This window comes from Stenotrophomonas sp. 2YAF26 (genome assembly GCF_052114625.1).
In the GTDB taxonomy this organism is placed as follows: Bacteria; Pseudomonadota; Gammaproteobacteria; order Xanthomonadales; family Xanthomonadaceae; genus Stenotrophomonas; species Stenotrophomonas indicatrix.
This window is the reverse complement of sequence record NZ_JBFRFC010000015.1, coordinates 16722-29717: the sequence shown is the minus strand read 5'-3', so window position 1 is coordinate 29717 and position 12996 is coordinate 16722. Positions and strand designations below refer to the sequence as shown.

Genomic DNA, 12996 nt, shown 5'->3' with positions numbered 1-12996 from the left:
GGAGGCCGCACCATGAAACTTTCGATGATCGTTGCGCTGGACCGCAATCGTGGCATCGGCCAGGGCAATGCCATGCCCTGGCACCTGCCGGACGACTTCAAGCACTTCAAGGCGTTGACCCTGGGCAAACCGATCCTGATGGGGCGCAAGACCGCCGAATCGATCGGCCGCGTGCTGCCGGGTCGGACCAACCTGGTGCTGACCCGCAGCGGCCAGGTGCCGTTCGAGGGGATGCGTGCGGTGGCCGCGCTGGACGAGGCGAAAGCGATTGCAGAAGGTGAGGGCGCCAGTGAGCTGTGCATCATTGGTGGTGGCGAGATCTTCCGCCAGCTGCTGGACCAGGCCAGTGATCTGTACCTGACCTGGGTGGATGCCGAAGTACCGGCCGACACCCACTTCCCCGAGCTGGACCCGGGTGACTGGCAGGAGGTGAGCAGTGAGCCGCATCCCGCTGACGAACGCCATGCCTACGCCTTCCGCTTCATGCACTACGTCCGCCGCTGAGCGCGACGTCCTGTAGAGCCCGGCCTTGCTCGGCTCTACAGGATCGTTTTACGGCATCCGGTAGTGGCCGATGATGGCGTGCTGGAACAGCAGGTTCTCTTCCCGCGTACCACGCGCGATGTTGTGCAGCACCAGCGGCGTGCCGTCGGCCAGGCGCCGGTCGGAGACGATGCCCACGTGCAGCAGGCCGTTGCCGTTGAGCTTCCAGGCCACGATGTCGCCGGCAGCGAAGTCGCTGGGAAGGGCACTGATCGGCTGCTGCCAACCCTGGCGGTCGAACCAGCGCATCAGGTTGGGCACGCGCCGATGGTCGATGTTCCGATCCGGTCGGGACAGGCCCCAAAGGGCCGGATAGGCGCTGAAATCAGCACGCATGTCTTCGTTCACGCGGACCTGCAGGTCCAGCCCTTGCGTACGCAGTGCGCGGACCACTACGTCGGTGCATACGCCGCGATCAGCGGGCACGTCGCCACCGGGGTAGGCGAGCACCTGATAGGCAGGGTCGTAGCGGGTGGTGACGCCGATCTGCGCGCGGGCGGCAGCGACCAGCGGTGGTGAGGGTGCCGTTGCTGAAGCCGGGGCGGCGGCCTTGTTGGCGCCGGAGGTCGCTGGCGACGACGTGGGCTGGCAGCCGCTGGCCAGGGCCAGCGTCAGCAGCAGCACCGTCCATGGTGCGCGGTTGCCTGGCTTCATGCCGAAGGGGGCGTGCCGTTGTTGTTGTTGCCACCCCCACCACGGCGGCGGCGCCGACGCGGACCACGGTTGCCGGGGGCGCCGGCCGTTGCTGCGTTGCCGTTGCCCTGGCTGTTGTCCTTGCCTTGCCCTGCCGCGCGCTCATGTGCAGGCCGTGCAGGCGGCCGCGCGTTGGCGACCGGTGCCGGCACGTCACGTCCCGGAACCTGCACCACACGCAGCTCATCGGTGTCGAGCTGGATTGCGGTGAGCTTGCCGCCCCACACTGCACCGGTGTCGATCGCGTGGATGCCCTGGGTGATGGTCAGGCCCAGCGCGGACCAGTGGCCGCAGACCACCTTCAGGTCGCGCTCGACCCGGCCCGGCACTTCGAACCAGGGATACAGCCCCTGTTCCTGGGTGCCCGGCGTACCCTTGTCCTCGATGCCGATACGGCCGCGCGAGGTGCAGTAACGCATGCGCGTCAGCACGTTGATGATCGCCCGCGAGCGCTCGTAGCCGGTCAGGTTCGGCGCCCAGCTGGGCTTGTCGCCGTACATGTTGCGGAACAGCTTGCGGTAGCCGGCGCCGTGCAGCTGCACTTCCACTTCGGCCGCATGCTTCTCGGCCATCTGCGTGGTCCACTTCGGCGCCAGGCCGGCATGCACCATCATCCAGCCCAGTTCGCGGTCCACGTGCACCAGCTTCTGCAGGCGCAGCCAGTCCAGCAGCACATCACGGTCTTCGGCCTGGACGATGCGCAGCAGGTCCGGGTTGACCTTGCGCTGCTCTTCCTCGGTGCGCGCACCGACGGCCAGCAGGGAAAGGTCGTGGTTGCCGAGCACCACCACGCTGTGTTCGCGCAGCGAATGCACCAGCCGCAGCGTTTCCAGTGACTGTCCACCGCGGTTGACCAGGTCGCCGCAGAACCACAGGGTGTCCTGCGCCGGATCGAACCGGATCTTCTCCAGCAGGCGCTGGGTTACGTCATAGCAGCCTTGCAGGTCGCCGATCGCCCATACACTCATCGTTCGGCCTCCGTGTCAGTGCAGGGTGCGCGGGATGGCCAGCACGAAGGGTGCGACCGGCGCGGCGAATTCGGTGCCATCGTCGGCCACCATGTCGTAATGGCCCTGCATCGTGCCGTGCTCGGTGCCGAGCATGACACCTGAGGTGTAATGGAAGTCTTCACCCGGACGCAGTCGCGGCTGTTCGCCGATCACGCCATCGCCATCGACATGCTCGACGCGGCCATTGGCATCGGTGATGCGCCAATGGCGTGCGACCAGGCGCGCGGCAACGCGGCCCTGGTTGTGGATGCGGATCGTATAGGCGAACGCATAGCGACCGTCTTCCGGTGCGGATTGGTCGTCGAGGAAGCGCGGCGCGACTTCGACGGAGATGGCGTAAACGTCAGCGTCTTCCATACCGGCAGTGTAATCAGGTGGCATTGGCCAAAGCGATGAATTCAGCCACGTCCAGCTGTTCGGCGCGGGCGTCGGGACGCACGCCGGCGGCCACGAACTGCTCGGCGCTGACCACGTTGTTCAGGGCGTTGCGCAGGGTCTTGCGGCGTTGGCCGAAGGCGGCCCTGACCACGTCGGCGAAGCGCTTGTGGTCCTTGATGTTGATGGTGGCCGGGTCGCGCGGTATCAGACGCACCACGGCCGAATCGACCTTCGGCGGCGGCCTGAACGCACCCGGCGGCACCACGAACAGCGAGGTCACCTCGCAGTAGGCCTGCAGCATCACGCTGAGGCGGCCGAACACCTTGCTGCCGGGACCGGCGGCCATGCGATCGACCACTTCCTTCTGCAGCATGAAGTGCATGTCGGAAATCACCGCAGCGTGTTCCAGCGCATGGAACAGGATCGGCGAGGAAATGTTGTAGGGCAGGTTGCCGACCAGGCGGATCGGCTGTCCATCGGCCAGCTCGGTGAAGTCCACCCGCAGCACATCGCGGTTGACGATGGTCAGCTGGCCCAGCGGTTCGGCGGCAGCGGTCAACGGCGCAATCAGGTCACGGTCGAACTCGATCACCGTCATCTTCGGGTGCACGCGCAGCAGCGGCAGGGTGATCGCACCCTGGCCCGGGCCGATCTCGACCAGGCGGTCGCCGTCCCGGGGATTGACCGCCATCACGATCTTGTCGATGTAGTAGCGGTCGGCAAGGAAGTGCTGGCCGAGCTGCTTCTTGGCCGGGGCGGAAAACACCGGGCCGGAGGGGGAATGCGGGGAAGTCATGTGCTCAGTGTACGTTGCCGCGCCAGCCGCGCACACAGCGCTGTGGCGGCCTGCAGGCTGGAAGGATCGGCAATGCCGCGGCCGGCAAGATCCAGCGCGGTGCCATGGTCCACCGCCACGCGCGGATAGGGCAGGCCCAGGGTCAGGTTCACCGCCTGCTCGAAGCCGGAGTACTTCAGTACCGGCAGGCCCTGGTCGTGGTACATCGCCAGCACAGTGTCGAAGCCGGCCAGCTTGGTCGGCAGGAACGCGGTATCGGCCGGCAGCGGACCGATCAGGTCCATGCCCTCGCTGCGCAGGCGCTGCAACAGCGGGATGACCAGATCCAGTTCCTCGCGACCGAGGTGACCGTCTTCGCCGGCATGCGGGTTCAGGCCCAGCACGGCGATGCGCGGTGCGGCCAGCCCGAACTCGCGGCGCAGCGCGGCATGCACGGTGCGCAGGGTGTGTTCCAGGCCGGGGGCGGTGATCGCATCGGCGACCTCACGCAGCGGCAGGTGGGTTGTGGCCAGGGCAACGCGGACGATGTCGTTGGCCAGCATCATCACCACCTTTACCCCGGCCTGGTCGGCCAGCAGTTCGGTGGTGCCGCTGTAGGCGATGCCGCCCTGGTTGATCACCGCCTTGTGCACCGGGCCGGTCACCACGCCGTGCAGTTCACCGGACAGGCAGGCCTGGCCGGCACCCAGCAGGGCAGCGATCACCGCGCCTGCGTTGGCAGGGTCGGTATGGCCGAAACGGCTGGGGGTGCTGTTGGAGACGGCGCGCAGGCACAGGTCGCCGGGGACGCGGGCGTGCGCGTCTTCGGGCAGCAGTTGCAGGGGCAGGTTCAGCGCGGCAGCGGCCGCGCGCAGGGTGTCCGGATCGGCGAACGCCAGCAGCCGGCAATCATCGCGCGGCTGCTGGACCAGTCGGACACACAGTTCCGGGCCGATCCCGGCGGGCTCGCCCGGTACCAGAGCGAGCTCGGGGAGCATGGCTCAGGACTGCGGAGGCGTGGCGGTATTTTCCGCCCGGTCACCGCTGCGGAAGCTGACAAAGGCTTCGCCACGCAGCTCCTGCAGGAAGCGGTTGTACTCGTCTTCCAGCTTGCGGCGACCGATGGTCTCGCGGACCTGGGCGCGCTGGTTGTCACTGCCGACGTCGGTCTGGCGGGTGCCCACGCGCTGCACGATGTGCCAGCCCGCATCGGTGCGGAACGGCTGGCTGACGCCGCCGTCCTGGATGCCTGCCACCTGCTGGCCGAAGGCCGGGCCGAACGCGTCGGCCGGGAACCAGCCCAGATCGCCGCCCTGGCCCTTGCTGTTGGTGTCCTCGGACGATTCCTTGGCCACCTGCTGGAAGTCGGCACCGCCGACAACACGGGCGCGCAGGGTATCGATCTTGGCCTTGGCGGCCGCGTCGGACTGTGCATCGTCCACGCGCACCAGGATGTGGCGGCCGTGGTACTCGGTGACGGTGTGGGTGCCTGCCGCCGCACTGGCGTCGCGCACTTCCACCAGCTTCAGCAGCTGGAAGCCGCTCGGGCCGCGGATCGGGCCGACCACTTCGCCAGCCTTCATCTGCTGCATCGTCTGTGCGAACGCCGCCGGGATTTCATCCAGGGTGCGCCAGCCGAGATCGCCGCCTTCCAGTGCATTGGGGCTGTCGGAATAGCGCACGGCCGCCGCATTGAAGTCCAGTTCGCCCTTGTCCAGCAGCGCCTTCACGCCGTCGGCCTTCTTCTGGCCGGTGGCGATCTGCTCGGCGGTGGCACCGTCGGGCAGGGCGACCAGGATGTGTGCCAGATGGAACTGGTTGCCGGCATCGGCCTGCTGCTTCAGGGCAGCATCGACCTCGCCTTCGCTGACGCTGATGCGGCTCTGCGCGAAGCTCTGGCGCAGGCGCTGCACGGTGATCTCGTCACGCACCGAGGCGCGGAAATCGTTGAAGTCGATGCCGTCATGGGCCAAGCGCTGGCGCAGAGCATCCAGGGTCGAACCGTTCTGCTGCGCGATGGCATTCATCGCCTGGGTCAGCTCCTGGTCGCTGACACGGATACCGCTGCCCTGTGCACGGGCCACCTGCAGCTTGACCAGCACCAGGCGCTCGAGCACCTGACGGCTGAGCACGTCATCGGGCGGCAGCTGGGCCTCGCGGCCGGCGTACTGCGCCTTGATGTTGGCGATCGCACGCTGGAGCTCGCTCTGCAGGATCACGTCCTCATCGACGACAGCAGCGATGCGGTCCAACGGCTGGGCCTCCTGCGCAAGAACCTGCAGGGGGGCGGACACGCTGGACACCGCCAGAAGCGATGCGAGGAGAACGGGGAAGCTCTTGGTCATGGGATCTGATTCGGATCGTAGTCATCGCGGGTCGCTCCGGTGTTGCTGGGCGGCACGAGATAGAGGTCGTCGCGGTTGTAGCCGAGGATAGCACGGCGCAAAGTGCGGTCCGTGTCCTGGCCGAGGGAGCTCAAGCCCTTGAGCACGAACTCGAGCTGGATGGAGTTGTTCATTTCACCTTCGCGGTTGCGCACGTAGCGGCGGGCCACGGCGCGCACGGCCAGGCAGCAGCTGTCCCACTGTACGCCACCGATGATCTCCAGCGGTTCCTTGTCCTGCAGCGAGTAGTAATAACGGCCCACCAGGCTCCAGCGCTCGTTCAGCGGGTACAGGAACGACAGGTCGGCCTGTTCCAGCAGGGTGCGGTCGTGCTTGTTGGCATTGGCCGGGGCACCGGAATTGATGCGGTAGCGGTAGCTCAGGTTGACCACGCCGTCGTTGGACATCAGGTAGCGGGCGCGCACGCTGGCCAGATCCTCGCGCTTGTACTTGGGATCCCACTGATAGGTGGCACCCAGCGTCCAGCGGTCGTTGATCATGTAGTTGCCGTCGGCGATCCAGGCCGACTTGCCCTTTTCCACCGGCGCGCCGCCGGGGGCCACGGTCACCCGCGATTCGTCAAAGTACTGGATCTGGCCGATGGAGGCCGAGAAGCGCTCCTTGCCGGTGGTCTGGTCGATGAAGCGGGTGCTCAGCGCCAGGGTCAGCTGGTTGGCGTCGTTCTGGCGATCGGCGCCGGTATAGCGCGAATCGCGGAACAGCTGGCCCCAGCTGAAGGTGAAGTCGCGGGTATCGAAGATCGGCAGGTCATCCTGGTTGCGATAGGGCGTGCGCAGGTAGAACAGGCGCGGCTCCAGGGTCTGCAGGAACGACTTGCCACCGAGGGTGGTCTCGCGATCGAAGAACAGGCCGGCATCGAGACTGGCGATCGGCAGGCTGCGGCTGGGCGAGGTATTGCCGCGCAGCTGTTCTGGCGTGGCCGTGTTCGGATCGATGCCCTGCGAGACCAGGATGCTCCTGCGGGTGGCATCGGCCAGCCCGCGGTCCAGCTCGTAGCCGGTGTAGCGATAGGCCAGCGTCGGGGTGATGTACCAGGCCGCGCCGCTGATCGGGAACGACACGTAGGGCTTCACATCCAGGCGCGAGCCGCCGTACATGCGCTGGGTCTGGCCGTTGCGCGTGTACTGCAGGTCGGGACCGGCACTGGCGTCGTACTTGAAGTTGATATCGTCGTGGGTGAAGCGCACGGCCTCGGCGTAGACACCGGTCTCCAGCCACGGCAGCAGCGGCTTGTCCCAGTTGACGTACAGGCGCGGCTGGCGGTTGTAGGCCAGCGCGCGCTCGTCGAGGGTGTAGTCGGTCAGCTGCCAGCGGTCGGCCATGATGCCGGCCGTCCAGTTCTTGCCGGTGCCGTACAGGCCGACGGTGCTCTGCAGGTTCGACGCGGTGACGCCCACCAGGCGGTTGGCGAAGTCTTCCACGTAGCGCTCGTCGCTGACCCAGGCCAGGTTGGCGCGCGCCTGCCAATGGTCGTCGAGGTTGTGGTAGCCGCCGAACATCACCCGACCGCGGTCGCGGTCGCGCAGTTTGTCGTTGGGCATGAACGCGGTCAGCAGTTCGCCGCGGCCGCCTTCGTAGAGGTAGCGGAACTCGTTGTCGAGCATCAGACCGCGCCGGCTCATGTAGCGCGGGGTCAACGTGTCGTCGTAGTTCGGCGCCAGATTGAAGTAGATCGGCTGCGCGTAATCGAAACCGTTGCGGCCGGACATGCCCAGCTGCGGGAACAGCAGGCCGGTCTTGCGCCGGTCATCGATCGGGAACTTGAAGTAGGGCGCCCACAGGATCGGCACCTTGCCGATCCGCAGCACCGCGTTGCGGGCGGTACCGAAGCCTTCGTCGTTGTCGACTTCGATTTCCGGCGCCGTCAGCCGCCATACCGGCTGCGACGGGTCGCAGGTGGTGTAGGTGGAGCGGTGCATCTGCCCGACCGCGCCCTGCAGGTCGACCGATTCGGCTTCGCCATTGCCGCGGCGGGACACCAGCTGGTACTGGATGTCGGTGATCTTGTGGGTGTCGCTTTCCTGGTTGCCCTCGGCGCGCTTGGCGACCATCCGGATCGAGGCATCCTGGTAACGGACGTTGCCATCGGCGACGTAGTTGCCGCTTTCGGTATCGAAGCTGAGCTTGTCGGTGCCGACGAACTGGTCACCCCGGCGCAGCGCCACATTGCCCTGGTACTGCGGCACGGTGGTGGTGCCCAGCAGCTGGTCGCCCTCGATGTCGGTGGGCTGCTTTTCGCGCGCAGCGCTGGCGGCAGCCTTGTCCTGGCCGGGAACGGGTGTCGGCGCGTCGGTGAACGCAGGGATCACGTCTGTGGCCGGACAAAGGCCCCAGTTGAGCGGCTTGTCATCGGCCCATGCCGGAAGGCAGACGGCGATGCTCAGGGGCAAGGGAAGCAGGCGGAGGGCTCGGCGCACGCGGTTCGGATTCGGGCGAAAACGGACGGTAGCTTGCCCCATCCCTTGCATAGGGGCAATGAAGGCCTCCCCGGATTGCCGGTTCGGGTTCATCCAGCCCCGTTGCCGGAGGGGGCTGCGATCAGCGCCTGCAGGTGGGCCACGCTGCACTCGGCCAAGGCCTGCAGGTCGTATCCACCCTCCAGCATCGACACCATACGGCCGGCGGCATGGCGGCGTGCCAGCGCGTGCAGTTCGCGGGTGATCCAGGCGAAATCGTCGGTCTCCAGCATCAGGTCGGCCTGCGGATCGCGCAGGTGGGCATCGAAGCCGGCCGAGATCAGCAGCAGCTGAGGGCGGAAGTCGTCGATCGCCGGCAGCATCTCGTCGGCCCAGACATTGCGGAAGCGGAAGCCACCACTGCCCGGCGGCAGCAGGATGTTCATCAGGTTGCCGGCACCGCGGTCACGGCGCAGGCCGGACTCGGGGAACAGGCCGGCCTGGTGGGTGCTGTAGTAGGACACCCGGGCGTCGTGCTGGAAGATGTCCTGGGTGCCGTTGCCATGGTGGACATCGAAGTCGACCACCGCGATCCGCTCCAGACCGTGGCGGTCGCGGGCGTAGGCGGCGGCGATGGCGATGTTGTTGAGCAGGCAGAAGCCCATCGCGGTGCTGCTGGTGGCATGGTGGCCGGGCGGGCGCACCGCGCAGAAGGCCAGCGGATCTTCACCCAGCATCACCGCATCGACGGCGGCGACACCTGCGCCGGCGGCATGTACTGCGGCACTGGCCGAGCCCGGCGAGGTCCAGGTGTCCATGTCCAACTGGCGCAGCGGTGCGGTCTGCGGTTGCAGCACCAGATCCAGCAACGCGCTGTCGTGGACCCGGGTCAGTTCACCGAACTTGGCTGGCGGCGCTTCGCGCCACTCCAGTTGGCCGGGGAAGGCCTCATGCAGCGCGTCGAGCACCACCTGCAGGCGTTGCGGGCATTCAGGATGGCCAGGGCCCGGATCGTGCAGCAGGCAGGCGGGGTGGGTGAAGACCAGCATGGCGACTCAGCGCTGGCGATGCTGTGGCTGCCACAGCGCTTCGCCGTGGCCATCGGCCCGTGCCAGCACCCGGGCCAGCACGAACAGCAGGTCTGACAATCGGTTGAGGTACTGCAGCGCTTCGCTGCGTACCGGCTCCACCCGGGCCAAGGCCACTGTGTCGCGCTCGGCGCGGCGGACCACGGTACGCGCCAGGTGGCAGCGCGCGGCGGCCTCGCCACCGGCCGGCAGGATGAACTCCTTCAGCATCGGCAGGTCGGCGTTGTAGTGGTCCAGCTGCTGTTCGAGGGCGGATACGTCGGCGGCGTGGATCGCTGCATGGCCGGGAACGCACAGTTCGGCACCCAGATCGAACAACTGGTGCTGCAGGTGTACGACCAGCGCGCGGACGTCCTCCGGCAGCGGAACGGCCAGCAACAGGCCGAGCGTGGCATTGGCTTCGTCGACGGTGCCATAGGAGGCAACGCGCAGATCATCCTTGCCGACCCGGCTGCCGTCACCCAGGCCGGTGCTGCCGTCGTCACCGGTGCGGGTGTAGATGCGCGAGAGACGATGACCCATGGCGTGCTTCAGTGGTGGATGTCGCGGCGGGCCTGCAGGAGCTTGAGCACCTGCTCCACGGCAAGCTGCAGTGCGGCGGCCAGGGCCACGTAGATCGCGGTGGTGCGCAGGTACGGGCCGAACCACTGCACGTAGTTCTGTGCCCAGCCGGCCACGGTCGGCTCGGCCACGTTCTGGCTGGTCCAGTAGAAACCACCCTGCGCCAGCAGATGGCACAGCGCCACCGACGCCACCAGCAGCAACGCACCCTTGCCCAGCACCGACCACTGCGCGCTGCGGTAGTTGCGGCCCAGCAGCATGCCGCCGGCCCACATGGCGAAGTACGCCGGCAACAGCAGCCAATAGCCTGGCGACACGCAGTAGTGCTGCCAGAAATCGATACCGCTGCTGCGGATCACGATCCAGTCGACCAGCACCGCGAACACCATCAGCAGCGGGAACGCCCAGCGGGTCCAGCGGGCGAGGTAGAAGCCGCCGATGAAGAACACGGCCCAGGAGGCGTCCGGGATTGCCGCGAAGTGATTGACGCGGGTCGCCGCCAGCAACAGCACGAGCACTGACAGGACGAAGGCGCGGGGAGCGGAGTCGGACATGGCGGTGGGGCCGGAGCGGATTCAGGTTTCATTCTAGCCCGGAGCGGCGCTTGGCGCAGGCGGGGCCATGTCGGGCATGGCGGCGCGGCGAGCGCGTATCATGCGCCCATGAGTGAACGACATGACGTGCTGATCGTCGGTGGCGGTCTGGTGGGGGCCAGCCTGGCCATCGCCCTGGACCGGCTGGGCCGCGACGTGGGCCTGCTCGAAGCCAGCCCGGCCGGCGAACTGCCCGCGGTGTTCGACCAGCGCAACCTCAGTTTTGCTGCGGCCACCATCAATGCGCTGACCGCGCTGGGGGTCATGCAGAAGCTGTCGATGGCGCCTGGCCCGATCCGCCGCATCCATGTCAGCCGCGCCGGTGATTTCGGCCGCGTGCAGCTCGATGCAGCGGATTACGACCGGCCGTGGTTCGGCCAGGTGGTGGTCGCGCGCGATTTCGGCCAAGCGCTGGAAAGCCGGCTGCAGGAACTGCCACGCCTGCACCGCTACCGGCCGATGCGTTTCCTGGGTCTGGGCGAAGTGATTGACGGTTACCGCCAGGTGCGGGTGGCCGATGACAGCGGCGAGCGCGTGCTGTTGGCGCGGTTGGTGGTTGGTGCCGACGGCACCAGCAGCGGCGTGCGCGATGCGTTGGGCATCGAAGTCGATCGCCACGATTTCCAGCAGACGCTGTTCGTGGCCCGCGTGCGCAGCCAGCGCGCGCCCGACGGCACCGCCTGGGAGCGCTTCACCGATACCGGTCCGACGGCGTTGCTGCCGCGCGGCGACCGCCATTTCGGCACCGTGCACGGCGTTGCCCGTGACCAGGCCGAGGCGGTGATGGCGCTGGACGACACCGCTTGGCTGCAGCGCCTGCAGCAGGCCATCGGTTGGCGTGCGGGTCGCCTGCTCGACTCCGGTCCGCGCAGCGCCTATCCGCTGATCCAGGTACTGGCGCGCGCGCTGGTGGGGGAGCGCACGGTGCTGCTTGGCAACGCCGCGCAGACCATCCACCCGCTGGGTGCGCAGGGCTTCAATCTCGGCCTGCGCGATGCCTTGACGTTGGCCGAGCTGCTGGAAGTGGAGGGCGACGCCGGCAGTGATGCGCTGCTGCGGTCCTATGTTGCCCGCCGCGAAGAAGATCGACGGCAGACGGTGGCGTTCTCCGGCGGTCTGGCCCGGCTGACCAGCAATCCGGCACCGCTGTTACGCCCCCTGCGCAGCCTGGGCCTGGTGGCCGCACAGCGCGCCTCGGTGCAGTCGATGCTGGTAGGTGGTGCGATGGGCTTCCGTGGCGACGTGCCGCGCCTGTGTCGTGGAGAAGCCGCATGAACCGGCGCGCACGCCTGGACGTGGCGATTGTTGGCGGCGGTGTGGTCGGCGCCGCTTGTGCGCTGGCTTTGGCCGATGCTGGCCTCGCAGTGGCGCTGGTGGAAGGTCGTGAACCTGCGCCGTGGCAGGCCACTCAGCCGGATCTGCGGGTGTTCGCCTTCGCCGCCGACAACGTGCAGTTGCTGCAGCGTCTCGGCGTGTGGCCGACGATCGCGCAGGCGCGCGCCTGGCCGTACCGGCGCATGCAGGTGTGGGACGCGGCCGGAGGCGATGACCTGCTGTTCGACGCGGATCGCTTTGGCCGTCGCGAGCTGGGTTTCATCGTCGAGAACGGCTTGCTGCAGGATCGCCTGTGGGCGGCGTTGCCGGCCGCAGGCGTGGAACTGCATTGCCCGGCACGCGTGGAAGCGCTTGAGCAGGACGAGCACGGTGTGCGCCTGCGTCTGGATGACGGCCGTCGCATCGAAGCCGCACTGGCCGTTGCTGCCGACGGTGCGGAATCGACCCTGCGCGAACTGGCAGGGATCGACGTCGAGCGCCACGACTACCAGCAGCGCGGTGTGGTCGCCTATGTGGACAGCGAGTTGCCCAATCAGGCGACGGCCTGGCAGCGCTTCCTGCCGACCGGTCCGCTGGCGCTGTTGCCGGTGGCCGAGCGCCGCAGCTCCATCGTCTGGACATTGCCCGACGACGAGGCGGCACGCGTACTGGCGCTGGACGAAGACGCATTCAATCGTGAACTGACCCGCGCCTTCGCCGCGCGCCTGGGTGAACTGCGGCTGGCCTCGCCGCGCGCGGCGTTCCCGTTGCGCCGGCAGTTGGCCCGCCACTACGTGGCCGGTCGCGTGTTGGCGCTGGGCGATGCCGCCCATGTGGTGCACCCGCTGGCCGGGCAGGGCGTCAACCTCGGCCTGCGCGACGTCGCCGCCCTGCAGCACTGGCTGGCGCCATCGGCCGAACGGCGTGGACAACCCCGGTTGTCGCCGCAGCGCGTGCAGCGCTGGGCGCGTGAGCGTCGCAGCGACAACCAGATCGCCGCCTACAGCTTCGACGCGATCAACGGGCTGTTCTCCAACGACGAGATGCACCTGACCCTGGCGCGTGGCCGCGCGCTGGGCTGCGTAGGCAAGTGGCCGCCGCTGGTGCAGGCCTTCTGGAAGCGCGCCGCAGGGGTGTGACGGCGATGCCCTGGTAGATGCCAACCTTGGTTGGCGCGTCGATCGGGCACCCTCGGCCCGGCTGGAGTGAGGGCCTTCCGACCTTGTACCAACCAAGGTTG

Annotated in this window: 13 protein-coding genes; 3 read left to right on the top strand and 10 right to left on the bottom strand. The window is 67.8% G+C overall.

Annotated elements, in window-relative coordinates:
- Window positions 1-12: 12 nt before the first annotated feature.
- Window positions 13-504, top strand: a complete 492-nt coding sequence (locus AB4Y98_RS15385) for a dihydrofolate reductase (RefSeq protein ID WP_442244639.1) — start codon at window positions 13-15, stop codon at window positions 502-504.
- Window positions 505-552: 48 nt separating this feature from the next.
- Here the strand turns inward: AB4Y98_RS15385 and AB4Y98_RS15380 are convergent, their stop codons facing one another.
- From AB4Y98_RS15380 to AB4Y98_RS15335, 10 genes are all read right to left on the bottom strand, one after another.
- Window positions 553-1197 carry a DUF1287 domain-containing protein gene (locus AB4Y98_RS15380; RefSeq protein WP_442244638.1) on the bottom strand — a complete coding sequence of 215 codons (645 nt, stop codon included), beginning with the start codon at window positions 1195-1197 and terminating at the stop codon, window positions 553-555.
- The gene (locus tag AB4Y98_RS15375; protein WP_442244637.1) at window positions 1194-2204 is read right to left on the bottom strand and encodes a symmetrical bis(5'-nucleosyl)-tetraphosphatase; all 1011 of its coding nucleotides are present in this window, start codon (window positions 2202-2204) and stop codon (window positions 1194-1196) included. Before AB4Y98_RS15375 ends, AB4Y98_RS15380 begins: the two co-directional genes overlap by 4 nt.
- A gap of 15 nt (window positions 2205-2219) precedes the next feature.
- Window positions 2220-2603 (bottom strand): Co2+/Mg2+ efflux protein ApaG, encoded by a 384-nt coding sequence (gene apaG / locus AB4Y98_RS15370; protein WP_025877914.1) that lies wholly within the window; start codon window positions 2601-2603, stop codon window positions 2220-2222.
- Between the two features lie 13 nt (window positions 2604-2616).
- Window positions 2617-3420: a 16S rRNA (adenine(1518)-N(6)/adenine(1519)-N(6))-dimethyltransferase RsmA gene (rsmA, locus tag AB4Y98_RS15365; RefSeq protein ID WP_312786639.1), complete on the bottom strand. Its 804-nt coding sequence runs from the start codon at window positions 3418-3420 to the stop codon at window positions 2617-2619.
- Window positions 3417-4397, bottom strand: a complete 981-nt coding sequence (pdxA, locus tag AB4Y98_RS15360) for a 4-hydroxythreonine-4-phosphate dehydrogenase PdxA (protein ID WP_442244636.1) — start codon at window positions 4395-4397, stop codon at window positions 3417-3419. The genes rsmA and pdxA overlap by 4 nt, the downstream gene beginning before the upstream one ends.
- Window positions 4398-4400: 3 nt before the next feature.
- Window positions 4401-5744, bottom strand: a complete 1344-nt coding sequence (locus AB4Y98_RS15355) for a peptidylprolyl isomerase (RefSeq protein WP_394198698.1) — start codon at window positions 5742-5744, stop codon at window positions 4401-4403.
- A complete protein-coding gene (gene lptD / locus AB4Y98_RS15350) occupies window positions 5741-8221 on the bottom strand; it encodes an LPS-assembly protein LptD (RefSeq protein WP_442244635.1) in 2481 nt (826 codons plus the stop codon). The genes AB4Y98_RS15355 and lptD overlap by 4 nt, the downstream gene beginning before the upstream one ends.
- A gap of 89 nt (window positions 8222-8310) precedes the next feature.
- The gene (locus AB4Y98_RS15345; RefSeq protein ID WP_442244634.1) at window positions 8311-9249 is read right to left on the bottom strand and encodes a histone deacetylase family protein; all 939 of its coding nucleotides are present in this window, start codon (window positions 9247-9249) and stop codon (window positions 8311-8313) included.
- Window positions 9250-9255: 6 nt separating this feature from the next.
- On the bottom strand, window positions 9256-9810 hold the full coding sequence (locus AB4Y98_RS15340) for a cob(I)yrinic acid a,c-diamide adenosyltransferase (protein ID WP_089238883.1): 555 nt from the start codon (window positions 9808-9810) through the stop codon (window positions 9256-9258).
- An 8-nt stretch (window positions 9811-9818) separates the two neighbouring features.
- The gene (locus AB4Y98_RS15335; protein ID WP_312110178.1) at window positions 9819-10403 is read right to left on the bottom strand and encodes a hypothetical protein; all 585 of its coding nucleotides are present in this window, start codon (window positions 10401-10403) and stop codon (window positions 9819-9821) included.
- Window positions 10404-10511: 108 nt separating this feature from the next.
- Between AB4Y98_RS15335 and ubiH the strand changes: the two genes are divergently transcribed.
- Both ubiH and AB4Y98_RS15325 read left to right on the top strand, forming a co-directional pair.
- Entirely contained in the window at window positions 10512-11717 is a 1206-nt protein-coding gene (gene ubiH / locus AB4Y98_RS15330; RefSeq protein ID WP_394198691.1) for a 2-octaprenyl-6-methoxyphenyl hydroxylase, read from the top strand.
- Window positions 11714-12895, top strand: a complete 1182-nt coding sequence (locus AB4Y98_RS15325; RefSeq protein ID WP_394198689.1) for a UbiH/UbiF family hydroxylase — start codon at window positions 11714-11716, stop codon at window positions 12893-12895. Before ubiH ends, AB4Y98_RS15325 begins: the two co-directional genes overlap by 4 nt.
- Window positions 12896-12996: the final 101 nt, after the last annotated feature.